A 26914-nucleotide genomic window follows, 5' to 3' on the forward strand; every position below is an offset into this window, starting at 1 on the left:
GCCGACCAGCATACTCGGGTATTGCCCGGGCGCTTGCCGGCCTCGAACTATCGAGGCCCGGGCCATCGAGACCCGGCCACACGAGAAAGGGAGATGTCATGAGCACCACCGTCGAGAACATCCAGCGCCAGATCGGCGAGAACCCCATCCTGATCTACATGAAGGGCACCCCCCAGCTGCCGCAGTGCGGCTTCTCCGCCCAGACCGTCCAGGCCCTGATGGCCTGTGGCGAGCGCTTCGCCTTCGTCAACGTCCTGGACAACCCGGACATCCGTGCCGAGCTGCCCAAGGTGGCCAGCTGGCCGACCTTCCCGCAGCTGTGGGTCGAGGGCGAGCTGGTCGGCGGCTGCGACATCGTGGTCGAGATGCATCAGAACGGCGAGCTGGAAAAGCTGGTCAAGGAAGCCGCCGCCAAGCACAACCAGACTTCGTCTGGAGCTTGAAGCCATAAGCTTGAAGCTTGAAGAAAAAACACCCCCGTAGCAGTGCTGCGGGGGGGGTGCTATTGGGGGCAAGCTTATGCTGCTTTCCAGCTTCCAGCTTCCAGCTTCCAGCTTACGGCTTACGGTTCCTCGTCCAGCCCCTGCTCCTTCTGGGCCAGGGCCCAGCCGCCCAGGTCCTTGTAGCGGTTGACCATGGCACAGAACAGCTCGGCGGTGCGCTCGGTGTCGTAGCGCGCCGAGTGGGCGGCGCTGTTGTCGAACTCGATGCCCGCGGCGCGACAAGCCCGGGCCAGCACGGTCTGGCCATAGATCAGGCCGCCGAGCGATGCCGTGTCGAAGCTCGAGAAGGGATGGAAGGGGTTGCGCTTGATGCCGCAGCGGTTGACCGCCGCATTGAGAAAGCCGTGGTCGAAGGCGGCATTGTGGCCGACCAGCACGGCCCGGGTGCAGCCATGGGCCTTGATGGACTTGCGCACGGGTCGGAAGATCTCGCCCAGTGCCTCGGCCTCGCTGACGGCCACCTGTCGGCGCAGCGGGTCATCCAGCCGGATCCCGGTGAAGTCCAGCGCCGACTGCTCCACGTTGGCCCCCGCGAAGGGGGTGACATGGTAGGCATAGGTGGCGTCGGAGATCAGGTTGCCGTCCGGATCCATGGTCAGGGTGACCGCGGCGATCTCGAGGATCGCGTCGCCCTCGGGATTGAATCCGCCGGTTTCCAGGTCCACCACCACGGGCAGGAAGCTGCGGAATCGCTGCGCCATGAGTTCGCGGGCGATCGCCTCGCTCATGCACCCCTCCTTGTCTGGGCCATCGTGTCTCGAAACCGCGAAAGTCTAGCAGCTTGCCCTCCGCGAGTCGCGTCGCCGGTATTCGCTGCAGGCTCGGCGCGCTATAATCGCCCCTTCGAGAACGTTACTAGAGGAGCCTCAGCATGTCCGATGTCAAGAAGGTCGTGCTCGCCTATTCCGGCGGCCTGGACACGTCCGTCATCGTCAAGTGGTTGCAGGAAACCTATGACTGCGAGGTCGTGACCTTCACTGCCGACATCGGCCAGGGCGAGGAGGTCGAGCCGGCCCGTGCCAAGGCCCAGGCGCTGGGCGTCAAGGAGATCCACATCGAGGATCTTCGCGAGGAGTTCGTGCGCGACTACGTCTACCCGATGTTCCGCGCCAACACCCTCTACGAGGGCGAGTACCTGCTCGGCACCTCCATCGCACGCCCGCTGATTGCCCGTCGCCTGATCGAGATCGCTAACCAGTCCGGCGCCGATGCCATCTCCCATGGCGCCACCGGCAAGGGCAACGACCAGGTGCGCTTCGAGCTCGGCGCCTACGCGCTCAAGCCAGGCGTCAAGGTGATCGCGCCGTGGCGCGAATGGGACCTGACCTCCCGCGAGAAGCTGATGGCCTACTGCCAGCAGCACGACATCCCGGTGGACTTCTCTTCCAAGAAGAAGAAGTCGCCGTACTCGATGGATGCCAACCTGCTGCACATCTCCTACGAGGGCGGCATTCTCGAGGACCCCTGGGCCGAGGCCGAGGAGGACATGTGGCGCTGGAGCGTGTCGCCGGAGGCCGCGCCGGACACGCCCACCTATATCGAGCTGACCTTTGATCACGGCGACATCGTGGCCATCGACGGCGTGCCGATGAGGCCCCACGAGGTGCTCGAGAAGCTCAACATCCTGGGCGGCGACAACGGCATCGGCCGCCTCGACATCGTCGAGAACCGCTATGTGGGCATGAAGTCCCGCGGCTGCTACGAGACCCCGGGGGGCACCATCATGCTGCGCGCCCACCGCGCCATCGAGTCGCTGACCCTCGACCGCGAGGAGGCGCACCTCAAGGACGAGCTGATGCCCAAGTATGCCGAGGTGATCTACAACGGCTACTGGTGGAGCCCGGAGCGCCGCATGCTGCAGGCGGCCATCGACGAGACCCAGAAGAACGTCTCCGGCGTGGTGCGCATGAAGCTCTACAAGGGCAGTGCCACCGTGGCGGGCCGCAAGTCCGACGCCTCGCTCTTCGACGAGTCCATCGCCACCTTCGAGGACGATGCCGGCGCCTACGACCAGAAGGATGCCGAGGGCTTCATCAAGCTCAACGCCCTGCGCCTGCGCATCGCCGCCGGCAAGGGCCGCAAGCAGGACTGAGACCGACCTGCATGCCTTCCTCGACGCCGGCCTGCCGCCGGCGTCGTCGTGTCGAGGGCTGCCACAAGCGAGGAGAGCACCATGTTCAAGAAACTGTTATCCGGCCTGTTCGGCGGTGGCGAGGGCAAGTCCGGCAACGCCGCGGCCGCCGAGCCGGTGGAGTACAAGGGCTATTTGATCATCTCCGAACCCGCCGATCAGGGCGGCCAGTACCGCGTCAGCGGCTGGATCCGCAAGCCGCTGCCTGCCGCCGACGGAGAGGACGGCGAGATGCTCGAGCATCGTTTCGATCGCTCCGACATGCTGCCCGGTCGCGAGGCCTGTGACGCCTTGATGATCAGCAAGGCACAGCGCTTCATCGACGAGGTCGGCGACGAGATGTTCTCGCCGCGCTGAGACTCGCTTTATACTTCAGGACATGCCGATCCGTCCCGTGACCCGGAGTCGCCATGCGCCTGCTGCACCGCTTCTCGCCCTGGCGAGAACTCTTCGCCACCGATGCGCTGCCAGACCCCGGCGGCTGGCCGTCGCTGCTGGCCCCCCTGGGCCAGGCCTTGGTGAGCCTGGGGCCCGCTCCCTCCCTGGCCGAGGCCCACGCCTGGCAGGGCCAGCTGGTGGAGGCCCTGGACCGGCTCGATCTGCCCGCCTGGCGCATCAGCCAGCTGATCAGCGACCACAACGACTGGCTCTATCGGCGCGCCATCACGCTCTCCCTGGAGGAGATGCGCGGCCTGGGCTGGGGGGCGCCGCCGGTGGCCTGCTGCGTGCTGACCCTCGGTTCGGGGGCGCGCCATGAGAGCCTGCTGGCGCCGGACCAGGACAACGCCATGATCATCGCCGACTACCCCGACGAGCGGCATACCGAGATCGACGGCTACTTCCAGTCCCTGGGCGAGCGCTTCACCGCGCGCCTCGATGCGGCCGGGATCCCGCTCTGCCAGGGCCATGTCATGGCCCGCTGGCCGATGTGGCGCAAGCGGCTCTCGGAGTGGGCGGCACAGCTCGAGATCTGGACCGCGGAGCGCCGCGTCAAGCGGGTCCAGCAGGCCAATATTCTGCTCGACTTTCACCCGGTCCACGGCAACGCCGCACTCGCCGAGGCCCTGGCCGATCGGGTGGCCCGGCTGCTGCCGGGCGCCCACCTCTTCCTCGATGAGATGGCGAGCCTGCTCGATGAGCTGCCGCTGGCCCTGGACCGGCTCGGCCGGCTCAGCGGCGACGGCGAGGGTGCCCCCCATGAACGGGCCATCAACCTCAAGCGCCAGGGAATGCTGCCGCTGGTGAATGCCGTGCGCCTGCTGGGCGTGCGCCACGGGGTGCGCCCGCCGGATACCCGCTCGCGACTGGTGGCGCTGGTGATGCAGGAGGCGCTCGACGCCGAGCACGCCCGAGCCCTGACCGCGGCACACGAGCGGCTGCAGGCGCTGATGCTCGACGAGCAGCGCCGGGCCCTGGCCGAGGGGCGCAGCCCCGATGGCTGGGTGGACATCGCCCGCCTGGGTGAGGAGCAGCGCCTGCTGCTGCGCCATGACCTGCTGCAGATCCGCGCGCTTCTGAGAATCGCGCGCAAGCCGTAACCGGGCTTCGCCCGGAGCTGTAAGCTTTAAGCTGTAAGAACAAACCCTTGCTATCACATAGCTGAGCGGCAGCACTGCGGCTTACGGCTTACGCCGGCGCTTCCGGCAACTCCATCACCAGGCAGGCACCGCCCAGCCGCGGCGCCTCCTCGACCCACAGTCGCCCCCCCAGGTGGGCAACGATGCCGCGGCTGATGGGCAAGCCCAGGCCGCTGCCGCGGGGGCGACCGCGGGCCTCGCCACCGTCCTGTCGCTGGATCTGGTGGAACTTCTCGAAGACCCGCTCACGCTCGTCCTCGGCGATGCCGGGGCCGTTGTCCTCCACGGCGAGGCGGTAGTGATCCTTGTAGCGCTCGAGGCGCAGCAGTACCTGCGGGTCGTCGTCGTCGGCAAACTTGCCGGCATTGTCGAGCAGGTTGATGATCACCTGTTCCAGACGGTCCGGATCGCCGATGACCGTCGCGGTCTCCGGCACGATCTCGACCTCCAGGGTCACCCCGCGGTTCTCCTGCAGTCGGTGCACCGCATCCACGCCGTGGCGGGCCAGGGTCACCAGGTCCAGGCGCCGGGGCTCCAGGGTCAGGCGGCCGCTCTCGAGTCTTGCCAGGTCGAGGATCTCCTCGATCAGCCTCGAGAGCCGCTGGCTCTCGCGCACCACCACGTCGAGGAAGTGGTGGCGCTTCTCGTCGGGCAGGTCGCTGCTGTCGCGCAGGATCTCGGCAAAGGCGCGAATCGAGGTGAGGGGCGTGCGCAACTCGTGACTGACCATGGCCACGAACTCGTCCTTGAGGCGGTCGAGCTCGCGCAGGCGCTCATTGGCCGCGCGCAGCTCCTCGCTGGTGCGTGCCAGCTCCCGGGACTTCTGTTCCAGGCGACGGTTGACCTCCAGGGTCTCGGAGGTGGTGTCGAGGATGCTGAGGATCGATTCGAGGTTCAAGGCCTCGCCGCGCACCACCGAGTCGATCAGTACCCGCGCCGAGGCGCTGCCCAGCGAACCGGCCAGGGCCTGTTCGGCGCGGGCGGTCAGCCCCGGCGGCGCGGGCTGGCTGTCGTCGGCTTCGTCGGGGTGGGTGGCGAAGACGCGGGCGGTGGCGGCGCCCCCCAGGTAGCGATCGAGCAGGGCGCGCAGTTCGCCACGCGTGGTCTGGCCCTGCCACAGCGAGGTCTGAACCAGGCCGGGGTGCATGGCCTCGGTGAACAGCGCCGCCTGGGTCTGCTCCAGCGGTGACTGGCGGGTGAACAGCGAGATGCCCACCAGCAGGCCGACATTGGCGGCCAGGCTCCACAGCAGCGAGTGGGTATAGATGTCCCAGCCCTCGAGCCCGAACAGCGCATAGGGCCTCAGCCAGGCGAGCCCCCAGGGGCCCCGGTCGAGGAAGCCGGCCTCCAGCCAGCCGGACTGGGCAAAGCCCGGGATCAGCAGGGTCCAGGCCCAGATCAGGAAGCCTGCGCTCATGCCCAGTCCGGCCCCCAGTCGGTTGGCGCCCCGCCAGTACAGGCCGATCAGCAGCGCCGGGGCGAACTGGCAGGCGGCGGCGAAGGAGACCAGGCCGATGGTCACCAGGCTGTAGGCGTCGCCGATCAGCGCATGGTAGAGGTAGCCGAGCAGCAGGATCAGCAGGATGGCCACTCGGCGGATGCGCAGCAGCCAGCCGGCGAGCTCGCCCCGGGTGCTCAGGTGGAGGTGGCGCGAGCGCAGCAACAGCGGCATCACCAGCTGATTGCTGACCATGGTCGACAGGGCGATGGTCTCGACGATCATCATGCCGGTGGCGGCCGAGAGTCCGCCGATGAAGACCAGCAGCGGCAGCCCATCTAGCCCGGCCGAGAGGGGCAGGGTGAGCACGAAGCTGTCCGGGTCGCCGCTGGCGTCGCCGAGCAGCAGCCCGGCCAGGGCGATGGGGATCACGAACAGGTTGATCACCAGCAGGTAGAGCGGGAATAGCCAGCTGGCGCGCTTGAGGTGTCGCTCGTCGACGTTCTCGACCACCAGCACCTGGAACTGCCGCGGCAGGGTGAGAAAGGCCAGGAAGGCCAGCACCAGCATGCCCACCCAGCCCAGGGCACCGCCGGGCACGGCCTCCAGGCTCATCAACCGGGTCAGTTCGGGCATGGCGCCGACCCGGGCGAAGAGCTCCGCCGGGCCGTTGAAGAGCACGAACACGGTGAAGACCCCCACCGAGAGGAAGGCCACCAGCTTGACCAGCGACTCGAAGGCGATGGCCGCCACCATGCCCTCGTGGCGCTCGCTGGCGTCCAGGTGGCGCGTGCCGAAGAGGATGATGAATACCGCCAGTACCAGGGCGACCCAGAACGACTTGTCGGCCCAGAAGCTCTCGTCGGCCAGGCGCAGCTCGGCGGCCTGGGGGTAGTTGACCAGCACCGCGTGGCTGACGGTGATGGCCTTGAGCTGCAGGGCGATATAGGGAGTGATGCCGATCAGGGCGATCAGCGCCACCAGCGCCCCCAGGCTCGAGCTCTTGCCGTAGCGGGCGCTGATGAAGTCGGCGATGGAGGTGATGCGCTGGGCACTGGCGATGCGCACCATCTTGCGGATCACGAAGGGGGCCATCAGCATCGCCAGGGTCGGGCCCAGGTAGATCAGCAGGAAGCTGGGGCCATACTGGGCCGCGCGGCCGACGCTGCCGTAGAAGGTCCAGGCGGTGCAGTAGACGGCAATGGAGAGCGCATAGACGGTGGGCGACCCGATCAGCGAGCGCCCCTGCTCGGCGCGGCGATCCCCCCAGGCGGCGATGATGAAGAGCAGCGCCAGGTAGCCGAAGGCCACGGTCAGGACCACGACGCTGCTTCTCATGGCGTGTCAGCCTGCATCCGGGGTCACTCCTCGTGATGGTGTTCCATCAGCCAGGCCATCAGGGCGATTACCGCGGCCCAGGCCAGGAACAGGTAGGCCACCAGCCAGGCGGGGGCCGTCGGGGCATGGTCGGCGATCAGCAGCAGGGGCGGGGAGAACAGCAGGGCCGCCAGCACGATCAGCGCGACCAGGCGCTCCTTCAGGCGCGGCATGTTCACGAGGCGAAGGCGTCCTGCTTGTCGAAGGCGCTGGCCTGCAGCGCCAGCGCCTGCTCCAGCGTCTCGATGCCACGCGCCTCCAGCCGGGGCAGCAGCGAGAGCCACAGCTCCGCGGTGACCCGGGCGTCGCCCAGGGCGGTATGGCGGGTGCCGGGCGGAAAGCTCAGGTCATAGCGGTCGGCCAGGCTGTCCAGGTCATGGCCGTCGAGGCTGTCGTCGAGTGCCCGGGAGAGCAGCAGGGTGTCGAGCACCGGCATGTCGAACGCGATGCCGCCGCCGGGGGGCTGGATGGCCAGCAGGTCGAAGGCGGCATTGTGGGCCAGGATCACCGCTTCACCGATGTAGTCGCGAAAGCGCGGCAGGGCCACGTTGAGCGGGGGGCCCCCGGCCACGTCGTCATCGGTGATGCCATGGATGGCGGTGCTGGCCGGCGGGATGGGCCGTCCCGGGTCGACCCGCAGGTCGAAGGTGTCGCTGGCCAGCAGTCGCGCATTGACGATGCGGCAGGCGCCGATGCTGACCACGGTGTCGCCGCGGCGCAGCTCCAGCCCGGTGGTCTCGGTGTCGAAGGCCACGACCTCCAGGGTCTTCAGGGGCCGGGCCGCCAGTTCGGCATCCGGCGGGGGCATGTCGGCGATGCCGAAGTCGTGGAATTCCGGGCGCGGCGGGGTGCGCGGGCGCGGCGCGCCGACCCGCTCGGTGGCCGGCAACGGTAGGCGCAGGCGGGCATGCTCGCCGTCCTCGTCGGCGATGCTCCAGGCATCGCTGGTGTGCTGGCGCAGCACGTCGCCGACCCGGGGGGCCAGGGGCAGGGCGTCCAGGCGCTCGGCGCGCCACTCGTCCAGTACCTTCTCGCCGAGCGGGCGCCCGCGCCAGATGAGGTCCAGGTAGACCCGGCGGTTGCCCAGGCACACCTCGCCCTCCAGCACGGCCTGGCCGGAATGTGTTGCCAGGCGAGGGAGCAGCGAGTCGAGCAGCGCCAGCAGGGCCGGGGCGTCGCCCTTCAGCCAGGCGGGCATGCCGATGGGGGTGATGCGCAGCGACGCGTTGCCCTGGCGCTCGCCGAGGGCCGCCCAGAGATCATTGGACCACAGCGGGACCAGGCGCTCGCCCTCGCGGTGCATGTCCTCCATCAGCCGGCCCATGCGCTCGAGCTGGGCGGCCAGCGCCCGGCTCTCCTCGTCGATCACCGCCTCGAGGCGCTTCCCGAGCTCGCCGGCCGCGGCATCGTCGCGCACGCCGACCAGGGCGTCGGCGGCACTGGTCAGGCTGGCGCTGTGGCGGCGCAGTACCGGCAGCATCTCGGCGATGTCGGCACGGGCCCCCATCTCGCTGGTCCAGGCCGCCGTGGTGTCGGTCAGGGTCAGCAGTGTCTCGTGGTGGCTGTCGGGGACGCGGCGCAGCACCACGTGCAGCCAGCGCTCGTTGCAGGGCACCAGAATCTCCCGCGGCGCCCCGTCGTCGGGCAGCTGGCTCAGCGCATCCGCCAGGCTGGAGATCGGCAGCAGGGCATCGAGGCGCTTGCCGAGGCCCAGGCCGGGATGGCCCTCGAACAGCGTCTCGGCGGCCTGGTTGAACAGCAGCACCCGCCGGTGGTGGTCGCAGAGCAGCAGCGGCGTGTCGAGCACCTGGAGCAGGGTCTCGAGCTCCTGGCGGATTCGGGCGGCACTGCGCGCGCCCTCGGCATGGGCGGTGGCCAGGCGCTCGCGGTCGGCCCGCCAGGCCTCGCGAATGCGCATCAGGTCGGGGCCGAGCCCCCGCAGCCAGCCCTCGGGCGGGTAGTCCTGGCGGGCATCCGGGTTAGCCACCAGGCGGGCCAGCTGGACCTGCAGGTGTCGCAGCGGGGTGAACAGCTGGCGCTCGAGCAGCAGGCCGACCAGGAAGATGGTGCCGCCCCCGGAGAAGCAGCCCAGCCACAGCAGCAGCCGCGCCGTGCCCTCGAGACCAGCGAGGCCGTCCAGCCACAGCGCGAACACGGCGCCGCCGAAGATACTGATGCCGCTGAGCAGCAGCCACAGGCCGATCAGCCGCTGGCGGCGGGGCAGGCGGGAGCCATGCTTGGCCATCAGGACACCTCGGCGAGCAACGTCTTGACCTTCTCGACCAGCGCCTGGGTCGAGAAGGGCTTGGTGACGTAGTCGTCGGCGCCCAGGGCCAGGCCCTTCTCGCGCTCCACCTCGCGCCCATGAGCCGTGAGCATGATGATCGGCAGCCGGGCATGGGCGGGGTCGTTGCGCAGGCGCTCGAGGACGTCGAAGCCGCTGATGCCGGGCAGGCTGATATCCAGCAGGACCAGGTCCGGGGGCGACTCGGCGATGCGCGACAGGGCACTCTCGCCATCCTCGGCGGTGTCTACCTGGAAGCCGGCCTGCTGCATCAGGAATTCCAGGGACAGGACGATGTTGGGTTCGTCGTCCACCACCAGCACCTTGGCCATGGTGCCCTCCTATGAGTGTGCGGTCGTTTATGCATGGTTACCGATCAGTCTAGTGGCCGGCCGGGTGGTGGCAAAGACGACCTTGGCAGGAGGCGCACGAGCGCTACCGTTTCTGGCTGCACCATGCCGAAGGCTCCGCCATGCCGCCGCTGGTGATGCGTCTGCTGTTCGCCTCGCTCGGCAAGCCCCCGGTACCGGCGCTGGCCCGGCCCCTCGGCCGGCTCTTCGCCCGAGGGGTGGAGCAGCAGTTGCTGGGGCCGTGGCTACTTGCGGTGCCGCCCGCGTCTCGGACCCAGCGGCCCCAGCCACAGCCAGACCTGCAGGATCACCAGCACCGGCAGCCACCAGGCCGGCGCGCCGGTTACCCAGTTGAGCACCAGGTGGATGAAGAAGGCGGTGATGCCGGCGACGAGGCCCACCAGCGGGAAGAGCAGGGGGCGTTCGCGGCCGGGCCAGCGCGTCAGCCGGCACAGCGAGCCGACAAGGGCACCGAAGGCGGCGGCCAGGGAGAAGGGAATCAGCAGGTCCAGCATGTCGAGCCTCGTGTCGAGAAGGCGGAACGTAGCGGCCAGCCTAGCGCCTCAAGGCAGGCATGGCGCTTCGACATTGGGGTCAGTCACCGCGTCGCAGCAGGTGGTTGCGCAGGGCCAGTTCGGCCCGCCCCAGCCACTCGTGCAGGGCGCGGCTGCTCTGGTGGAGGTGGTAGGCACGCGGGATAATGGCCTGAATACCCGGCGGTGGGGCGCTTGCGAATTCGGTCGGCGCGGCCGTGACGGACAGGCCGGCGCGCTCGAATTCCGACACCGCCCTCGGCAGGTGCCAGGCCTGGGAGACCAGCGCGACATGCTCGATACCCTCGCCCCCCAGCATCTCGGCGGTGTAGCGGGCGTTCTCGGCGGTATTGCGGCTGCGCCCCTCCATCCAGCGCACGGGCACCTCGAAGACGTCGCGCAGCGCCGCCGCCATCAGGCTCGCCTCGGCGCTGTGCTCGTCATGCACGCGCCCGCCGCTGACCAGAATCGGCAGCCGGGTCTCTCGGTGCAAGTGGGCGCCATAGGCCAGCCGGCGCCAGCTGGCATTGGAGGGGGTATCGCCCCAGCCGAACTCCGGCGAGGCGTAGTCGCGTCCGCCACCGAGGATCACGATGGCCTGGGCCTGGCGAAGCTGGGCGGGGCTGGCAAGGGCCGGTGGTTCCAGCCCCTGGCGCAGGGCGTGGCTCACCAGCGGGGTGGAGAGGGCCAGCAGGCTGGCCAGCCCCAGGGTGACCAGCAGGCCGCCGCTCAGCCGGCGAGCGCCCAGGACCAGGCCGGCGAGGATCAGCAGGGCATTGATCACGGGCGGCAGCAGGAGATACTTCAGGGCTTCCATGGGCGGGTCTCGTTGGCGGTCATGCGGCTAGTGAACCAGCCGGCGGGCACTTGTGCCAGCCAGAGCGCTCACTCCGGCGGGTCGCGAGGCATGCGGCGCCGCGGCAGGCCAGCGTGGGCGCCGGTCACAGCTCGGTCTTCTCCGGGTACTCGCAGAGGTCCTCGATGATGCAGCTACCGCAGCGGGGCTTGCGCGCCAGGCAAGTGTAGCGCCCATGGAGGATCAGCCAGTGGTGGGCATCCTGGCGGAACTCTTTCGGCACATGGCGCAGCAGCTTCCTCTCGACCTCGACCACGTCCTTGCCCCTGGCGATCCCGGTGCGGTTGGCCACGCGGAAGATATGGGTATCCACGGCGATGGTGGGCTCGCCGAAGGCGGTGTTGAGGATCACGTTGGCGGTCTTGCGGCCGACGCCCGGCAGGGCCTCGAGGGCCTTGCGGGTGCGGGGCACCTCATCGCCGTGCTGCTCGACCAGGATCCGGCAGGTCTTCATCAGGTTCTCGGCCTTGGTGTTGTAAAGGCCGATGGTCCGGATGTGCGCCTTGAGGCCGTCGAGGCCCAGTTCAAGGATCGCCTGGGGCGTGTTGGCCACCGGGAAGAGCCGGGCGGTGGCCTTGTTGACCCCCACGTCGGTGGCCTGGGCCGAGAGCAGCACGGCGGCGAGCAGCTCGAAGGGTGTGGTCCAGTGCAGTTCGGTGGTCGGCTCGGGGTTGTGGTCGCGCAGCCGCGCGAAGATCTCGTGGCGTTTCTGGGCGTTCATCGCATTCCCCGGCAAAAGCGAGGGGCGCCGGGGGCAGGGTGAAGAGGAGGTCCTACGCCAAGGATGGCGTCGGTAGCGTACAGGGATGTATTCACAGCGCCTCCTCGATGGTCCGGCATTCCGGGGCCTGCCGCCGGATCAGCCCCGAGCGGTAAGCAGTCAGTCTAAGTCTCGAATCATTTAAGAGCGCTTAGCGCCTTTCAGCGCCTTTCGCGCTTCAGCAAGCAGCCGGCTAGCGCTATCGACCTGCCCCCGGGCCGCCTCGACCGCGCTGGCCTCGCCCTGGCGCTCGGCGTGGGCCAGCTGCTGCCTGGCCCGGCGCAGGGCCTGTTCGGCGGCGTTGACGGCCATCTGACCCTGGCGCTGCGGGCCCGGGCCGGCAGCGCTGCCCGGCCCCGACCGCTGGCGCTGCCGAATCAGCCGCTTCTGGCGCTCCACGCGCCTCTCCCGGGCCTCCCGGGCCAGGCGCTGCTGGCGGGCGCGATGGCGGCGACGACCCAGCGTGGCGCGGCGTGCCAGGTAGGCGTCGCGCTCTTGATCGGTTTCGGCGGCTTCCCAGGCGGGGTGAGGCAGCAGGTCGATGCAGTCCACGGGGCAGGGCGCCACGCACAGCTCGCAGCCGGTGCATTCATCGACGATGACCGTGTGCATGCGCTTGGATGCCCCCAGGATGGCATCCACCGGGCAGGCCTGGAGGCACTTGGTGCAGCCGATGCACTCGGCCTCGCGGATCCACGCCACCAGCGGTGGCTGGGCGGGCTCGGCCAGTGGCTGCGGCGCGCGACCGGTCAGCGCCGCCAGTCGCGCCACGGTGACGTCGCCGCCGGGTGGGCAGCGATTGATGGCCTCGCCGTCGACGATGGCCTCGGCATAGGGGCGACAGCCGGGCTGGCCGCACTTGCCGCACTGGGTCTGGGGCAGCTCGGTATCGATGGCCTCGATCAGCGCGGCCCGGGGGCGGGCATCGGTCTCCGTCACGGCGGCGCCTCAGCGCACCCGCTGGCCCGGCTCGGCGCCGGAATCGGGGCCGAGCAGATAGATGCCGTCGTCGTTGCCGGCGGCGAGCACCATGCCCTCGGACACGCCGAAGCGCATCTTGCGCGGCGCCAGGTTGGCGACCATCACCGTCAGCCGTCCCTCCAGGGCCTCCGGGGCATAGGCGGCACGGATGCCGGCGAAGACGGTGCGGGTCTCGCCGCCCAGGTCCAGGGTCAGCTTGAGCAGCTTGTCGGCCTTCTCGACATACTCCGCCTGGGCGATGCGGGCGATGCGCAGGTCGACCCTGGCGAAGTCGTCGAAGCCGATCTCGTCACCAATGGGCTCCTCGGCCAGGGGGCCCTTCGCCGTCTCCTTGAGTTTCTGTTCTTCCACCAGGTCCTCCTTCGATGCCGCCATCATGGCATCGATCTTGTCACGCTCCACACGGGTCATCAGCGGCTTGAACTTGGCGATCTCGTGGTCCACCAGCAGGGTGTGGCGGCTGTGCCAGTCGAGGGTGTCGAGCCCGAGGAAGGCGCGGGCCTGCTCGGCCATGGCCGGCACGACCGGCGCCAGGTAGACCATCAGCTGGCGGAACAGGTTGATGCCTACCGAGCAGATCTCCAGCACCTCCTGTTCGCGGCCCGGCTGCTTGGCCAGCACCCAGGGCTCGGCCTCGGCGATGTAGGTGTTGGCCTCGTCGGCCAGCTCCATCACGCGGCGCATGGCGCGGCCGAACTCGCGGGCCTCGAAGTCCTCGGCGATGGCGTCACCCGCGGCGATGAAGCGCGCCACCCTCTCGGGCTGGCTGCAGTGGCCGGCGAGGCGAGAGCCGCCGAGCTTCTTGACGAAGCCGGCGCAGCGGCTGGCGATGTTGACCACCTTGCCCACCAGATCGCTGTTCACCCGTGCCGCGAAGTCCTCGAGGTTGAGGTCCAGATCGTCGACCCGCGAGGTCAGCTTGGCGGCGAAGTAGTAGCGCAGGTACTCGGGGTTGAGGTGGTCGGCATAGGTCGCGGCCTTGATGAAGGTGCCGCGCGACTTCGACATCTTGGCGCCGTTCACCGTGACGAAGCCATGGCAGTTGACCGCCGTGGGTGTCCGGAAATCGGCGCCGTGCAGCATGGCCGGCCAGAACAGGGCGTGGAAGTAGACGATGTCCTTGCCGATGAAGTGATAGACCTCGGCGTCGGAGTCGAGTGCCCAGTAGGCGTCGAAGTCCATCCCCTTGCGGTCGCACAGGTTCTGGAAGCTGGCCAGGTAGCCGATCGGGGCGTCGAGCCAGACGTAGAAGTACTTGCCTGGCGCGTCGGGGATCTCGAAGCCGAAGTAGGGGGCATCGCGGGAGATGTCCCACTCGTTGAAGCCCGACTCGAACCACTCCATCAGCTTGTTGCGGATCTGCGGCTGGACATGGTCATCGTCGATCCAGGCCTTCAGGAAGTCGGCGAAGTCCGGTAGCTTGAAGAAGAAATGGGTGGAGCTTCTCACCTCGGGCGCGGCACCGGAGATCGCCGAGACCGGCTCGATCAGCTCCGCCGGCGTGTAGGTGGCGCCGCAGGCCTCGCAGTTGTCGCCGTACTGCTCCTCGGCCTTGCACTTCGGGCAGGTGCCCTTGATGAAGCGGTCGGCCAGGAACAGGCCCTTCACCGGGTCGAACATCTGCTCGATATCGCGAGTGGCGATATGCCCCTTGTCGCGCAGCCGAGTGTAGATCAGCTCGCTGAAGTGGCGGTTCTCCGGGGAATGGGTCGAGTGATAGTTGTCGAAGGCCACCCCGAAGCGGGAGAAGTCGGTCTGGTGGTCGCGGGAGACCCGTTCGATCAGCGCCTCGGAGGTGATGCCCTCCTGCTCTGCACGCAGCATGATGGCCGTGCCGTGGGCATCGTCGGCACACACGTAGTGGCACTCATGCCCGCGGCTCTTCTGGAAGCGCACCCAGATGTCGGTCTGGATGTACTCCAGCAGGTGGCCCAGGTGGATGGCACCGTTGGCGTAGGGCAGGGCGCTGGTGACCAGGATCTTGCGCGAGGCGCGGGCGGTGTTCGACATGGCGGCTCAGGGTATCCTGTTGAAAATCAGGCCACGATTGTAGCCATCTTCGCGCATGGCTGCATCCGCGCCGAGCGCCCCGCCGACCCGGAGAAGCGCGTCGAGGATCTCGGCTCCTACTGCGTCGAGGTCAGCGAGACCTGGAACGCCCACGGCACCACCCCGGACGGCAAGAGTCTCTGGGCCAAGGACACCGCGCGCCGCGTGGTGCCCTGCGAGTGAGCAATCACCCGTCCCATGCCCCGCATGGGCCGGAACCTTTTGGCCTCCCGACATCAGTGATGCTTCCGCCGATTGCCCGCCCCATCCCGAGGCTGGCGGGGTGTGGTTGGGCGAATTCACGACAAGATAACGTCGTGCCAAAATTGTCTCACCGCGTGGGGTGGCCGCCGCTACACTCAAGAGCGTACTAAATCCTTCGTTCTTGAGGGTGTTAAAGATGTCAACCGCTAATCAAGTGTCCAGGGATCACTCGACTCCCGAAGTGACCCCCGAAATGACTCACGCGGCGCCTCACTCTACCGTCACCGCTTTGCCGGCGGGTGTCGCCGAGGCCTCGCAGCCGGTGTTCGACTGGTGGATGCATCATTGGATGGACGCCTCGCATCCGCTGGCCAGGCTGCAGCGTGCCTGGATGGAATCCGTGCTCGAGGCCGTAGAGGTCGAGGCCGAGTTCCTGAATGCCTACGCGATCTCGAATGCCAAGGTCTGGAGCTGTCTTGCCGATGCCAAGTCTCTCTCGGATTCCGCTTCCTTGCACAGCTGTTACCACGAGGTCGCCAAGGACATGGCCAACGCCCACCTCTCGCGTCTCGGTCGGGTGGCGGAACTCCCCGAGGACTTCCAGCAACGGCTCTGGGAAGAGATCTGCTAGCGGCTGAGCACCAGCAACCTGGCCAGGGTGGCCGGGCGATCACGGCTATCGACAGCGGCGGGCGGGGAAGGCGGTTGTCTTCCTCGCCCGTTTGCTCGTAGGGAGTGCCCGCCCATGTGCCACCCCGGCAAGATCCGCCTGCAGATGGCATCTTTTTGTAGTGTCGCCGGATGCCGGAAAAAGTGGCTCAGCCGGGCAGAGAACATCTCCGCGAGCGCCGCTCGTGCGGCGGCTCAGGAGGCGTAACGAAGCACGCCGAAGTGGGACATGCCGCGATCCATGAGGTGCAGCGCCTGCATGCGGCTCATCACCCCCTGGTCACAGTAGAGCAGGTAGTCGCGGTCGCCGGGCAGGGTCACTGCCTGGTCCTGCAGCTCGTAGAAGGGAATCGCCAGGCAGGGCACCTCGGGAAGCTCGAGCGGTGCTGCCTCGCGCTCGTCCGGGGGGCGGATGTCGATCACGCTGACCGCCGGCATCCGGGCCAGCGTGGCCAGCGAGTCGATGACGGTCACCTCGCCGGGTTGCCGCTGGCCCTCCAGCAGGCGGTTGGCGCGGGTCACGGTGGCGGCCTCGATGGCGGCATCGAGTACCGTGAAATCGAAGTCGGCCTCGGCGGCGAGCACCTTGTCGGTGGGCGCCCGGGTGTGGGGGCGGCGCGAGATGACCCCGCAGTATTCGGGCATCCGTTCGGCGAAGCGCGCCGTATCGATCCGGCGGGCCGTGTCGATGATCTCCTGCTTGTCCTCGGTGACCAGTGGGCGCAGGATCGGCAGCTTGCTGGCCGCGTCGATCAGCGCCAGGTTGGTGAGGGTCTGGCTGGAGACCTGGGCGATGGCGTCCCCGGTGACCAGTGCCGGGATGCCGGAGCGGGCGGCCACGCGGCTGGCCACCCGCACCATCATTCGCTTGAGAATCACCCCCATCAGGCCATCGGGAATGCTGCGCAGGATCTCCGCGACCACGCCCTCGAAGGGCACCGAGGTGAAGTCGACGTTGTGGGACGCGCTGTAGCGCTGCCAGAGGTGGTGGGTGACTTCCCGCACGCCGGTCTCGTGGGCCGGGCCGCCGAGGTTGAAGAACAGGTAGTGGGTCTTGATGCCGCGGCGCAGCATCCGCCAGGCCGCCACCGGCGAGTCGAACCCTCCCGAGACCAACGCCAGGGCCTGGCCCTGAACCCCCAGCGGGTAGCCTCCCAGGCCCGGCCGGCGCGAGCGGATCAGCTGCAGCCACCGGTGGGTCAGTTCCACCGACACCACGACCTCGGGGTGCTTCAGGTCGACCCGTGCCGAGGGCTCGGCCGCGAGCAGGGCGCTCCCCAGGTGGCGCTCGAGATCCATGGAGGAGAAGTCGTGGTCCCCCCGGCGCTTGGCCCGGACCCGGAAACGATGCCCGGCGATGGCCGCCTTCCAGTGCGGCACGATCCAGGCGGCGGCCTCGTCGAGTGAGGTGCAGCGCACCGTCTCGGTGGCCAGCATCTCGTGGATGCCGGGGATTCGGGTCAGGGTGTCCTCCATCTCCGCTATACGGCCGGCGGGAAGGGTGTCGGGCAGGCTCACGAGCAGAGCGTCCCAGCCGCTCTTGACGCGCACGCCTTCATCCAGCTGGCGCAGGGTGTTGCGCACATTGCTGGCCAGGCAGCGGATCATGTGCTGGCGGACGGAGCGGGACTTGATGGTGATCTCAGGGTGGAGCTTGAGCAGATAGGTCATTCGACAGGAACAGCAGCAACAATGTGTGCTGCATTCTACCAAGGGCGGGCGGCCAAGGGCAGGTCTGCCCGTAACTGGGGACGTGGAGGCCGCTTTAAGCCACTCTTTCGCTTTAAGCCACTCTCTCCCGAAAGAACTCTCTTGAAAGCCCTCTCCCGGCTCGGTGGCCGGGGGAGAGGGCAGAGCACAGCACAGCGTGGCGGGCCGGGCGTCAGTAGAGCGCCTGCTCCTCCTTGACCACTTCCCTGAGCAGCTCAAGGAAGAGCCGGTCGGCCTCGGAGTGGTCCTGGGGATCCTCGGGGATGTGCACGCTGGTGGTGTCGGAGATCTGGTTGGCGATCCGCGCCATCACATCTCCCTCACCGGGCTCGCCGAGCTGGCGGCGGGTGATCTCCAGTGACTGCTCGAGGATCTTCGGGTCCTGCAGAAGTTTCTTGATGAAGCCCCGCAGCTCCTTGATCACGCGGGTCTTCTGGATTTCCGATGAGGCCATAGACGTTCTCCTTGGGTGACCATGCCGTTTCGGGGACCGGTCAGACGATACCACGTTTGCCGCCGGGCGTGGCTTGCCGGCGCGGTTGCCGTAGCGGCCGGGGCGGTGCCGCCTTGTCGGTCTTGTCCTACATCAAGCGTCGATCTTCTCCTGCCCGCTTAGCGCTCTTCAGCAGTGGACAAATTCTCTTGTTCGGTTACGCTGGATTACAAAGCGACACCTCATGAAATGGCATGAGGTGTCTGACGCTTTCGACCGATCCTGAGCCTGGCCGATGGGGCGCCTCGGGAGGGTCGACATAGGAAGTCGGGAAGGGATGCGCCATGGGACTGCGACGTCGACCCATGGGACCCGCCACAACAAGAAGACCATCTCATTTCCTGGCAGGTCTGGTTTTCAGAACACCGGGCCATTAGCCATCATGAAAGGGAACACCCATGAAACGCACGACTGACGCATCTAGCAGCCCCTTTGTTCGTCGCCTTGCTGGCTCTCTGGCTCTGGGGACTTCCCTGGCACTGTTGCCGCTCGTCTCGGCCGTGGCACAGACGCTGCCGGCGGGACTGGCGGCCCCGGGAAGTGCCGACCTGCGCCAGGTGGTCCAGCAGGCGATCACGACCAACCCCGAAGTGCAGGCCGCATGGAGCAACTTTCGCGCTGCCGGTAATGATATCGGGGTGGCGCGCGGCAACTATCTGCCCAGCGTCGATGTCTCGGCCGCTATCGGGAGGGAAGACCGAGAACTCGACAGTCGCGGCAGCTACGACACCAGCTATGCTGAACTGACCATCACCCAGATGCTCTGGGACGGCTTCGCCACGGCCAGCGAGGTCGAACGCCTCGACCGCGCCGAGCTGGTGCGCTACTACGAGTTAATTGGGGCCAGTGAGAAGACCAGCCTGGAGGCGACTCGCGCCTACCTGGATGTGCAACGCTACCGCGAGTTGGTGCGCCTGGCCCAGGATAACTACCGTGAGCACCTGCGCGTCTACAACCAGATCGAGGCGCGCGTGATCTCCGGGGCGGGGCGTCGCGTCGACCTGGAGCAGATTAGCGGCCGCCTGGCGCTGGCTGAGTCGAATCTGATGACGGAGGCCTCCAACCTCCACGACGTGACCGCGCGCTATCAGCGTATCATCGGCGACCTGCCGGCGGAGAACCTGGCCCCGGCCCCGCAGATGGACGAGCGTCTGCCGGCGGATGTGAACCGGGCACTGGACCTGGCTTTCCAGGGCAACCCCGAGTTCCATGCCGCCATCGAGAACATCGAGGCCTCACGCGCCGAGCAGCGCGGGACCCGCTCGGCCTTCCAGCCGCGCCTCGACCTGCGTGGCCGCACCGGCACCTACGAGAATGACAGCGGCAGCTTCGATGCACTCACCAATGGTGAACGCCGGGATCGCCACAGTATCGAGCTGGTGGCCAGCATGAACCTCTACAACGGCGGCAGTGACCTGGCTTCCTTCCGTGCCGCCAGCAATCGTGTCGAGCAGGCCGTGAATCTGCGCGAGAAGGCCTGCGTCGACGTGCGCCAGACCACCCAGATTGCCTACAACGATACCCAGCGCCTGCGCGAGCAGCTGCAGTACCTCAACGAGCATCGCCAGTCCATCGACCGGGTGCGCGGCGCCTACGCGCAGCAGTTTGACATCGGCCAACGTACCCTGCTCGACGTCCTGGACAGCGAGAACGAATATTTCGAGGCCAGTCGCGCCTACGCCAATGCCCGCTATGATGTGGCGCTGGCAGACGCTCGTACCTTGGCCGCCATGGGTCAGCTGATGCAGACGCTGGAGGTGCGTCGAGACGACCTGCCGACCCTGGCCGAGCTGGGCAGCGACGGGGTAGAGATCAACCCGGACGTGATCTGTCCGGCCCAAGGCCCTCAGGGCTTCACCCTGGCCGACTTCACCGGCGGCATCGAGGCCCCGGCCCGGGCGCCGGACGTCATTCTCTCGGCCGATGCCCTGTTCGAGATCAACAGTGCCGAGCTCTCCGCCGAGGCGCGTGGCGAGCTCGACGGCCTGGCGGCCGAGATCCGTGGCATGACCAACCTCGCCCGGGTGTTCATCGCCGGGCATGCCGATATCACTGGCTCCGATGCCATCAACGACCCGCTCTCCCAGGCGCGCGCTGACAGCGTGGCGGGCTACCTGGTGAGCCAGGGGGTCGAGCGGGGGCTGATCGAGACGCGCGGCTATGGCTCGCGGCAGCCGGTGGCCAGCAATGCCACGGTGGACGGACGCCGCCAGAACCGTCGCGTCGAGGTGACCCTGGAGCGTGTCGGCGAGAACCTGGATCTCAGTGGGAGCGCCTTCAATGGCAGCTATGCGGTGAGCGGCTGACCCATGACGCATCACGCCGGCAGGCGCGGTCTGCCGGTCTGTTTCGCCCTGCCGTGATCACGGCAGGGCGTATCGATTCTCGAGGTGGTTGTGTCGCAGAAAGAAGATCTGGACCCGGGCCCGGGTCCCTCCCGGTCGGCGGTGCATGACGAGCTGCTCGAGTGCCTGCAGACCATCGCGCAGGTCCATGGCCATGCGGTCACGGCCGAGTCGCTGACCGCCGGCCTCCCCCTGGAGGAGGGGCGCCTGACCCCGGGTGTCTTTGCCCGCGCCGCGTCCCGTGCCGGGCTCACCGCCCGGATCATCCAGAGCCGCCTGGTGCAGCTCAATCCCGCCCTGTTCCCCGCCGTGCTGCTGCTCGAGCCGGGACGCGCCTGCGTGCTGGTGGCCCTCGACCTCAAGGCGCGACGCGCCCGGGTGATATTTCCCGAGCTGGGGGATGCCGAGACCGAGGTGAGCCTGGATGGCCTGCAGGCGAGCTACAGCGGCCAGGCCATCTACGTGCGGCCGCGCTTCCGCTTCGATGTCCGCGGGCCCGAGGTCAACCGGCAGCGTTCGCGCCACTGGTTCTGGGGTGTGATCCGCGAGAATCGCAAGCTCTATCGCGACGTCATCGCCGGCTCGGTAGTCATCAACCTCTTCGCGGTGGCGATGCCGCTGTTCGTGCTCAACGTCTACGACCGGGTGGTGCCCAACCACGCCACTGAGACGCTGTGGGTGCTCTCGGCGGGGATCTTCATCGTGCTCTGCTTCGACCTGGCGCTGCGACTGATGCGCAATGCCTTCGTCGACCTGGCGGCGAGTCGTGCCGACGTCAAGCTCTCGTCGTCGATCATGGCCCGGGTGCTGGGGCTGCGCATGGAGGCGCGACCGGCTTCCACCGGCTCCTTCGCGGCGACCCTGCAGTCCTTCGAGTCGGTACGCGCCTTCATCGGCTCGGCCACGGTGGTGGCCCTGGTCGACCTACCCTTCGTGCTGATGTTCGCGGCGATCATCGCGCTGATCGGCCCGCCGCTGGTCATCCCGGTGCTGGTGGGTATCGTCTTCGTGCTGCTCTATGCCATGGCCGCCCAGGGCAAGCTCCATGAGCTCTCCGAGACCACCTGGCGAGTAGGCGCCCAGCGCAACGCTACCCTGGTCGAATCGCTCTCGAACCTGGAGATGGTCAAGACGCTGCGGGCCGAGAGCCGCATCCAGGGGACCTGGGAGAAGGCCTCGGCCTTCCTGTCGCGCACCTCTGCCCAGCTGCGCCTGGTCAGCTCCTCGGTGTCCAGCGTGGCGCTATGGGCCCAGCACAGTGTCGCCGTGTGCGTGATCATCATCGGGGTCTACCAGATCATCGAGGGCAACCTGACCCAGGGGGGGCTGATCGCCGCCTACCTGCTGTCGTCGCGGGCCATGGCCCCGATCAGCCAGGCCGCGGCGCTGCTGGCGCAGTACCACCAGTCCTCCACGGCCCTGCAGTCGCTCAATGCGGTGATGGAGCGGCCGGTGGAACGCCCCGACGGCAAGACGTTCATCGACCGCCCGGTGGTGCGTGGTGAGATCCGTTTCGACAAGGTATCGCTGCGCTATCCCGAGGCGGAGCGCGAGGCACTGCATGACGTCTCGGTGACCATCGAGCCGGGCGAGCGGGTGGCCCTGCTGGGGCGCGTGGGCTGCGGCAAGACCACCCTCAACAAGCTGCTGCTGGGGCTCTACCAGCCCACCGCCGGGGCGGTGATGATCGACGACGTGGACATTCGGCAGTTCGATCCCCTGCAGCTGCGCCGCCATATCGGCTATGTGCCTCAGGATGTCAGCCTGTTTTTCGGCTCGTTGCGCGACAACATCATCGCCGGTGGTGGCAGCGACGGGGTCGATGACGAGGCACTGCTGCGCGCCATCAAGCTGAGCGGCCTCGACAGCCTGGTCAATGCGCATCCCCAGGGGGTCGACCTGCCGGTAGGCGAGCGCGGCCAGATGCTCTCCGGCGGCCAGCGCCAGTCCGTGGCCATCGCCCGGGCGCTGGTCCATGACCCGCGCATCCTGCTGCTCGACGAACCCACCAGCGCCATGGACCATGCCAGCGAGGAGGCCTTCAAGGCCAACCTCAAGGCCTACGGCCAGGGCAAGACCCTGATCGTCGTCACCCACCGCACCTCGTTGCTGTCGCTGGTCGATCGCATCCTGGTCATCGATGCCGGCAAGGTGGTCGCCGACGGGCCGCGGGACAAGGTGGTGGAGGCCCTGCGCAAGGGCCAGATCGGGAGGGCCAGCTGATGGCAGCCCCGGACAAGACCGCCGAGCAGCAGGGCTTCGAGGCCATCGGCCGCTTCTCCGAGGCGGGTGGCAGGCCCTTCCGGCCCTTCATCGACCGGCTCTTTGCCAAGCGCGTCACCGCGGCACACCTGAGCCGCGACTGGGCGAGCGACGCCGACTGGGCCCGCCTCCAGCAGGACCCAATCCGCGCGCGCGGCTTCCTCTACGTGGTGGTGCTGGCGGTTGTCGCCCTGCTGGTGTGGGCCAGCTTCGCCTCCATCGACGAGGTGACCCGCGGCACGGGCCGGGTGATCCCCTCCAGCCAGCTGCAGCGGGTGCAGTCCTTCGATGGCGGGGTGGTCCAGGAGATCCTGGTCGAGGAGGGGCAACGCGTCGAGGCGGGGGAACTGCTGATGCGCATCGACCCCACTCGCTTCGTCTCCAACTTCCGCGAGAACCGGGCCAAGGCACAGTCCCTCCAGGCGCGTGCCGAGCGGCTACGCGCGCTGGCCACTGGTTCGCCGTTCAGCCCCTCGGACGAGCTGGTCGACAAGGCCCCCGAGATCGTCGACCAGGAGCGCGAGCTCTACCAGAACGGCCTCGACAAGCTGGCCGAGGAGAAGAGCATCCTGCAGGAGCGCCTCTCCCAGCGGCGCGCCGAGCTCGAGGAGGCCCAGTCTCGGCGTGACACCGCCGCCAGGGAGCTTTCCATGGCCAGTCAGGAGCTCAACCTCACCCGGCCGCTGCTGCAGTCCGGCGCCGTTTCCGAGGTCGAGGTGCTCAGGCTCCAGCGGGAGGTCTCCCGGGCCAGCGGCGATCGTGCCCAGGCCGCGTCCCAGGTGGAGCGCCTGCAGTCGGCGATCGAGGAGGCCCAGGCCCAGCTTCGCGAGGTGGAGCTGGACGCGCGAAACGAGTGGCGCAGCGAGCTCTCGCGGACGTTGGGCGAGCTGGCGGCCCTCGATGAATCCAGCACCGGCTTGCAGGATCGAGTGCGGCTGTCGGAGATCCGCTCGCCGGTGGAGGGCGTGATCCAGCGCCTGAATGTCACCACCCTTGGCGGCGTGGTCCAGCCGGGGCAGGAGGTGGTCGACATCGTGCCCACCGACGATGCCCTGCTGGTGGAGGCACGCATCGCCCCGCAGGACATCGCCTTCCTGCATCCCGGACAGCCGGCGACCATCAAACTCACCGCCTACGACTTCGCCATCTACGGTGGGCTCGAAGCCGAGCTCGACCACATCAGTGCCGATACCATCACCGACGACGAAGGCAACACCTTCTACCTGGTGCGGGTGCGCACGGCAGAAGACGCCCAGACGCATCAACGGCTGGACGTGATTCCGGGCATGACCGCCCAGGTGGACATCATGACGGGCAAGCGAACCGTGATGCAGTACCTGCTCAAACCCGTGCTGCGGGCCTGGGACAATTCCATGGGAGAACGATGATGGCACAGCTCTTTGTCTGTCACGGGCCTGACGAGAACCCGCGCTGGCGCGCAGCCTTCGGCGAGGCACGCCTGGTCATTCCACAGCAGGCGCGCGCCCAGGCTGGGCGCGGCGACGGCGTGTGGATCATGAGCAACCTCGAGGGGTGGCTGGGCTTGGTTACTCTGCTCGTCGGCCGCGGAGCTATCGTCAACGTACTAAGCTATGCGCCCAGCTCGCTGGAGGCCCTTCAGGCACTGAACGCTGGCGCCCGGGGCTATGCCCATGCCCTGTCGCCACCCGAGTTGCTGCGGCAGATGGAACTGGTGACTAGCCACCAGGGGATCTGGGTCCTGCCCGAGCTGTTGGCCCAGGTGATGGGCGGCGCCTACCGGGCCCTGGGGGGTGAGTCGCATCAGCAGGATGAGGCCCTCTCTGTGCTGACCCATCGCGAAAGGGCCGTAGCGCTGGCCGTGGCGGAGGGGCAGAGCAACAAGGAGGTCGCACGCCGGCTCGAGATCTCAGAACGGACCGTCAAGGCGCACCTCGGCGCCATCTTTCGCAAGCTCGGCGTGCGCGACCGGCTGCAGCTGATCCTTCGATTTGCCCAGCGGGAAGCCGTGTGAGACTCCGCGGCTCCTGACCATGCCGTTGGCTTGACGCATGTCAAAGGCAGGGCCCGTCCCTGCCCAAGAGTACAATATTCCTCCCCCGGCACCTGGCCTAGCCTAATGATATAAACCGTCCTTCCGTGGGCGGCATCACACGCGTTTCGTACGCAGGGAGTCATCTCATGACCATCGCAACCATCATCTCCATCAGCGGCCAGGCCTGGGCACGCGACGAGGCCGGCAATCTTCGCGAACTGCGGGTGGGTGACACCCTTCAGGAAGGCGAGACGCTCGTCACCTCGGACAATGGCCGGGTGCAACTTGACTTCGGGGACGGCCTTGACCCCACCGTGATCGACGGGGGGCAGGAGGTCGTCATGACTCCCGACCTCGATACCGAACAGCCGGTGGCTGCAGAGGATGCCAGCGTCCAGGATGCCGATCTCGAGGCTCTGCTCACGGCCCTCGATGAAGGCGAGGGGGATATTCTCGAAGACCTCGCTGCCACCGCGGCCGGTGCCGGGGGCGCCGGCGGTGAAGGCGGCGGGCACGACTTCGTGCGTCTTGCGCGGATCACCGAGAACGTCAATCCGCTTTCCTACGAGTACGGCCTGGCGTCCCTCGGCGCGATTCCCGATGTCGAAGGGCAAGCCATCGAGGAACTGGCGCCGGATGAGCCGGACTCCTTCCCGACCGTCGACACCATCGACCTCGACGGCGATGGCGACATGGTCTGGGAGTCGGCCCTGCCGGACGGCAGCGGCGGTGGCTCCCTGACGACGTCGGGCACGTTCCAGATCGACACCGGCACCGACCTGCTGGCGCTGATCGAGGTGCAGGATGCCGCCGGCAACTGGATCGGGATCGGCGCGGACGGCACCCAGGTGACCGGCGCCTACGGCATCCTGACAGTGAATACCGACGGGAGCTGGTCCTACACCCTGACCCAGAGTGCCGACCACCCGGCGCAGGGCGAGACCGGCGAGGTCGACCAGCTGGCCGACACCTTTGCCGTGCGGGTGACCGACGATGATGGCGATGTCTCCGCGCCCGCCACGCTCGCCATAGATATCAACGACGATGCCCCGACGGCCCAAGATGACACGGCTAGCCTCCAGGAAGACGGCGAGATTGACGTCGTCAGCGGCAACGTGCTGACCAATGACGCCTCGGGCGCCGATGCGCCGGCGAGCTTCGTGGGCTGGGGCGACAACAGCGCCGCTCTGGCCGAGCTGGGCAAATACGGCACCCTGACACTGGACGCAAACGGCGACTACCGTTTCGAGCTGGACAACAGCGATCCCGATGTCCAGGCGCTGAGCGCCAGTGACAGCGTCAGCGAGACGCTGAGCTACACCATGGCCGATGCCGACGGTGATACCAGTCCGGCCAGCCTGACCATCAGCATCAGCGGGGCCGAGGACAGCGCCCAGGTCACGGTAGCGGCCGAGGGAGCCGACAGCACCGTCTATGAAGCCGGCCTGTCACCGGATGGCTCGGATGCCGCAAATGACAGCGAGACCGACACCGGCAGCTTCGGCGTCTCCGCCACCGATGGCATCGCCAGCGTCACGGTAGGGGGGACCACCTTCACCCTGGCCGAGCTGCAGACGTTCACCAGCGCCTCTCCCTCCTCGGTGATCGACACCGGCGAAGGCTCGCTGGTCATCACCGGCTACAGCACCACTGAGGGTAACCAGAGCGCGACCCTCAGCTATGCATACACCCTCGACGCGAGCCAGACGCACAGCGTCCAGGGCAATGATCGGGTGAGCGACAGCGTCGCGGTCTCGGTGAGCGGGACCGGCGGCTCGAGTGCCAGCGGCACGCTGACCATCGACATCGTCGATGACGTGCCGCAGGCCGCGAACGACACCCCGCTTGTGCTGGTCGAGGATGGCGCGACCGATACCGTCAGCGGCAACGTGCTGGCCAATGACGCCTCGGGCGCCGATGCGCCGGCGAGCTTCGTGGGCTGGGGCGACAACAGCGCCGCTCTGGCCGAGCTGGGCAAATACGGCACCCTGACACTGGACGCAAACGGCGACTACCGTTTCGAGCTGGACAACAGCGATCCCGATGTCCAGGCGCTGAGCGCCAGTGACAGCGTCAGCGAGACGCTGAGCTACACCATGGCCGATGCCGACGGTGATACCAGTCCGGCCAGCCTGACCATCAGCATCAGCGGGGCCGAGGACAGCGCCCAGGTCACGGTAGCGGCCGAGGGAGCCGACAGCACCGTCTATGAAGCCGGCCTGTCACCGGATGGCTCGGATGCCGCAAATGACAGCGAGACCGACACCGGCAGCTTCACGGTGTCGGCCAGTGACGGCATCCAGAACGTGGTGATCGGCGGGACCACCTTCACGCTGGCCCAGGTCCAGGCATTTGATGGCTCGCAGACAGTAAGCACC

The 26914-nt window shown here is 67.8% G+C and carries 22 protein-coding genes; 10 read left to right on the top strand and 12 right to left on the bottom strand.

The window, feature by feature from the left end; genetic code table 11:
• Positions 1-98 precede the first annotated feature (98 nt).
• Complete coding sequence (gene grxD / locus OP498_RS11815) at positions 99-443, top strand: Grx4 family monothiol glutaredoxin (RefSeq protein WP_280548165.1); 345 nt, start codon at positions 99-101, stop codon at positions 441-443.
• Positions 444-562: 119 nt separating this feature from the next.
• On the opposite strand, the gene rnt is transcribed toward grxD, so the two are convergent.
• Complete coding sequence (gene rnt, locus OP498_RS11820) at positions 563-1231, bottom strand: ribonuclease T (protein ID WP_280553654.1); 669 nt, start codon at positions 1229-1231, stop codon at positions 563-565.
• A gap of 143 nt (positions 1232-1374) precedes the next feature.
• Between rnt and OP498_RS11825 the strand changes: the two genes are divergently transcribed.
• The 3 genes from OP498_RS11825 to OP498_RS11835 all read left to right on the top strand — a co-directional run bounded on the left by OP498_RS11825 (position 1375) and on the right by OP498_RS11835 (position 4172).
• Positions 1375-2595 carry an argininosuccinate synthase gene (locus OP498_RS11825; RefSeq protein WP_280548163.1) on the top strand — a complete coding sequence of 407 codons (1221 nt, stop codon included), beginning with the start codon at positions 1375-1377 and terminating at the stop codon, positions 2593-2595.
• An 81-nt stretch (positions 2596-2676) separates the two neighbouring features.
• Positions 2677-2991 carry an HlyU family transcriptional regulator gene (locus OP498_RS11830; protein WP_280548162.1) on the top strand — a complete coding sequence of 105 codons (315 nt, stop codon included), beginning with the start codon at positions 2677-2679 and terminating at the stop codon, positions 2989-2991.
• Positions 2992-3044: 53 nt separating this feature from the next.
• On the top strand, positions 3045-4172 hold the full coding sequence (locus OP498_RS11835; protein WP_280553655.1) for a DUF294 nucleotidyltransferase-like domain-containing protein: 1128 nt from the start codon (positions 3045-3047) through the stop codon (positions 4170-4172).
• 88 nt (positions 4173-4260) lie between these two features.
• Here the strand turns inward: OP498_RS11835 and OP498_RS11840 are convergent, their stop codons facing one another.
• The 9 genes from OP498_RS11840 to metG all read right to left on the bottom strand — a co-directional run bounded on the left by OP498_RS11840 (position 4261) and on the right by metG (position 14800).
• On the bottom strand, positions 4261-6987 hold the full coding sequence (locus OP498_RS11840; protein ID WP_280550489.1) for a sensor histidine kinase: 2727 nt from the start codon (positions 6985-6987) through the stop codon (positions 4261-4263).
• A gap of 23 nt (positions 6988-7010) precedes the next feature.
• Positions 7011-7199, bottom strand: a complete 189-nt coding sequence (locus OP498_RS11845; protein ID WP_280550491.1) for a hypothetical protein — start codon at positions 7197-7199, stop codon at positions 7011-7013.
• Positions 7200-7201: 2 nt separating this feature from the next.
• Complete coding sequence (locus OP498_RS11850; RefSeq protein ID WP_280553656.1) at positions 7202-9271, bottom strand: exonuclease domain-containing protein; 2070 nt, start codon at positions 9269-9271, stop codon at positions 7202-7204.
• A complete protein-coding gene (locus tag OP498_RS11855; RefSeq protein WP_280553657.1) occupies positions 9271-9642 on the bottom strand; it encodes a response regulator in 372 nt (123 codons plus the stop codon). Before OP498_RS11855 ends, OP498_RS11850 begins: the two co-directional genes overlap by 1 nt.
• A 263-nt stretch (positions 9643-9905) precedes the next feature.
• On the bottom strand, positions 9906-10175 hold the full coding sequence (locus OP498_RS11860) for a hypothetical protein (RefSeq protein ID WP_280553658.1): 270 nt from the start codon (positions 10173-10175) through the stop codon (positions 9906-9908).
• A gap of 79 nt (positions 10176-10254) precedes the next feature.
• Positions 10255-11010: a YdcF family protein gene (locus tag OP498_RS11865; RefSeq protein ID WP_280553660.1), complete on the bottom strand. Its 756-nt coding sequence runs from the start codon at positions 11008-11010 to the stop codon at positions 10255-10257.
• A gap of 124 nt (positions 11011-11134) precedes the next feature.
• Complete coding sequence (gene nth / locus OP498_RS11870; protein WP_280553661.1) at positions 11135-11770, bottom strand: endonuclease III; 636 nt, start codon at positions 11768-11770, stop codon at positions 11135-11137.
• 180 nt (positions 11771-11950) lie between these two features.
• Positions 11951-12748, bottom strand: coding sequence for an RnfABCDGE type electron transport complex subunit B (locus OP498_RS11875; RefSeq protein ID WP_280553662.1), 798 nt, complete (start codon positions 12746-12748; stop codon positions 11951-11953).
• 9 nt (positions 12749-12757) lie between these two features.
• Positions 12758-14800, bottom strand: coding sequence for a methionine--tRNA ligase (metG, locus tag OP498_RS11880; protein WP_280550476.1), 2043 nt, complete (start codon positions 14798-14800; stop codon positions 12758-12760).
• Positions 14801-15296: 496 nt separating this feature from the next.
• Between metG and OP498_RS11885 the strand changes: the two genes are divergently transcribed.
• Positions 15297-15674, top strand: coding sequence for a hypothetical protein (locus OP498_RS11885; RefSeq protein ID WP_280550473.1), 378 nt, complete (start codon positions 15297-15299; stop codon positions 15672-15674).
• Positions 15675-15907: 233 nt separating this feature from the next.
• Here the strand turns inward: OP498_RS11885 and thiI are convergent, their stop codons facing one another.
• Entirely contained in the window at positions 15908-17383 is a 1476-nt protein-coding gene (gene thiI, locus OP498_RS11890) for a tRNA uracil 4-sulfurtransferase ThiI (protein WP_280553663.1), read from the bottom strand.
• Positions 17384-17594: 211 nt separating this feature from the next.
• The gene (locus OP498_RS11895) at positions 17595-17876 is read right to left on the bottom strand and encodes a hypothetical protein (RefSeq protein ID WP_280553664.1); all 282 of its coding nucleotides are present in this window, start codon (positions 17874-17876) and stop codon (positions 17595-17597) included.
• Positions 17877-18313: 437 nt separating this feature from the next.
• Between OP498_RS11895 and OP498_RS11900 the strand changes: the two genes are divergently transcribed.
• From OP498_RS11900 to OP498_RS11920, 5 genes are all read left to right on the top strand, one after another.
• On the top strand, positions 18314-20221 hold the full coding sequence (locus OP498_RS11900; protein WP_280553665.1) for a TolC family outer membrane protein: 1908 nt from the start codon (positions 18314-18316) through the stop codon (positions 20219-20221).
• A 90-nt stretch (positions 20222-20311) separates the two neighbouring features.
• Positions 20312-22483, top strand: a complete 2172-nt coding sequence (locus OP498_RS11905; RefSeq protein WP_280553666.1) for a type I secretion system permease/ATPase — start codon at positions 20312-20314, stop codon at positions 22481-22483.
• Positions 22483-23910 carry an HlyD family type I secretion periplasmic adaptor subunit gene (locus OP498_RS11910; RefSeq protein ID WP_280553667.1) on the top strand — a complete coding sequence of 476 codons (1428 nt, stop codon included), beginning with the start codon at positions 22483-22485 and terminating at the stop codon, positions 23908-23910. Before OP498_RS11905 ends, OP498_RS11910 begins: the two co-directional genes overlap by 1 nt.
• A complete protein-coding gene (locus tag OP498_RS11915; protein ID WP_280550462.1) occupies positions 23910-24515 on the top strand; it encodes a response regulator transcription factor in 606 nt (201 codons plus the stop codon). Before OP498_RS11910 ends, OP498_RS11915 begins: the two co-directional genes overlap by 1 nt.
• A gap of 167 nt (positions 24516-24682) precedes the next feature.
• Positions 24683-26914: retention module-containing protein (locus OP498_RS11920; RefSeq protein WP_280553668.1), on the top strand; the 2232-nt coding region annotated here is incomplete at its 3' end.

Origin of the sequence: Halomonas sp. 25-S5, assembly GCF_029889845.1 — a bacterium.
In the GTDB taxonomy this organism is placed as follows: Bacteria; Pseudomonadota; Gammaproteobacteria; order Pseudomonadales; family Halomonadaceae; genus Halomonas.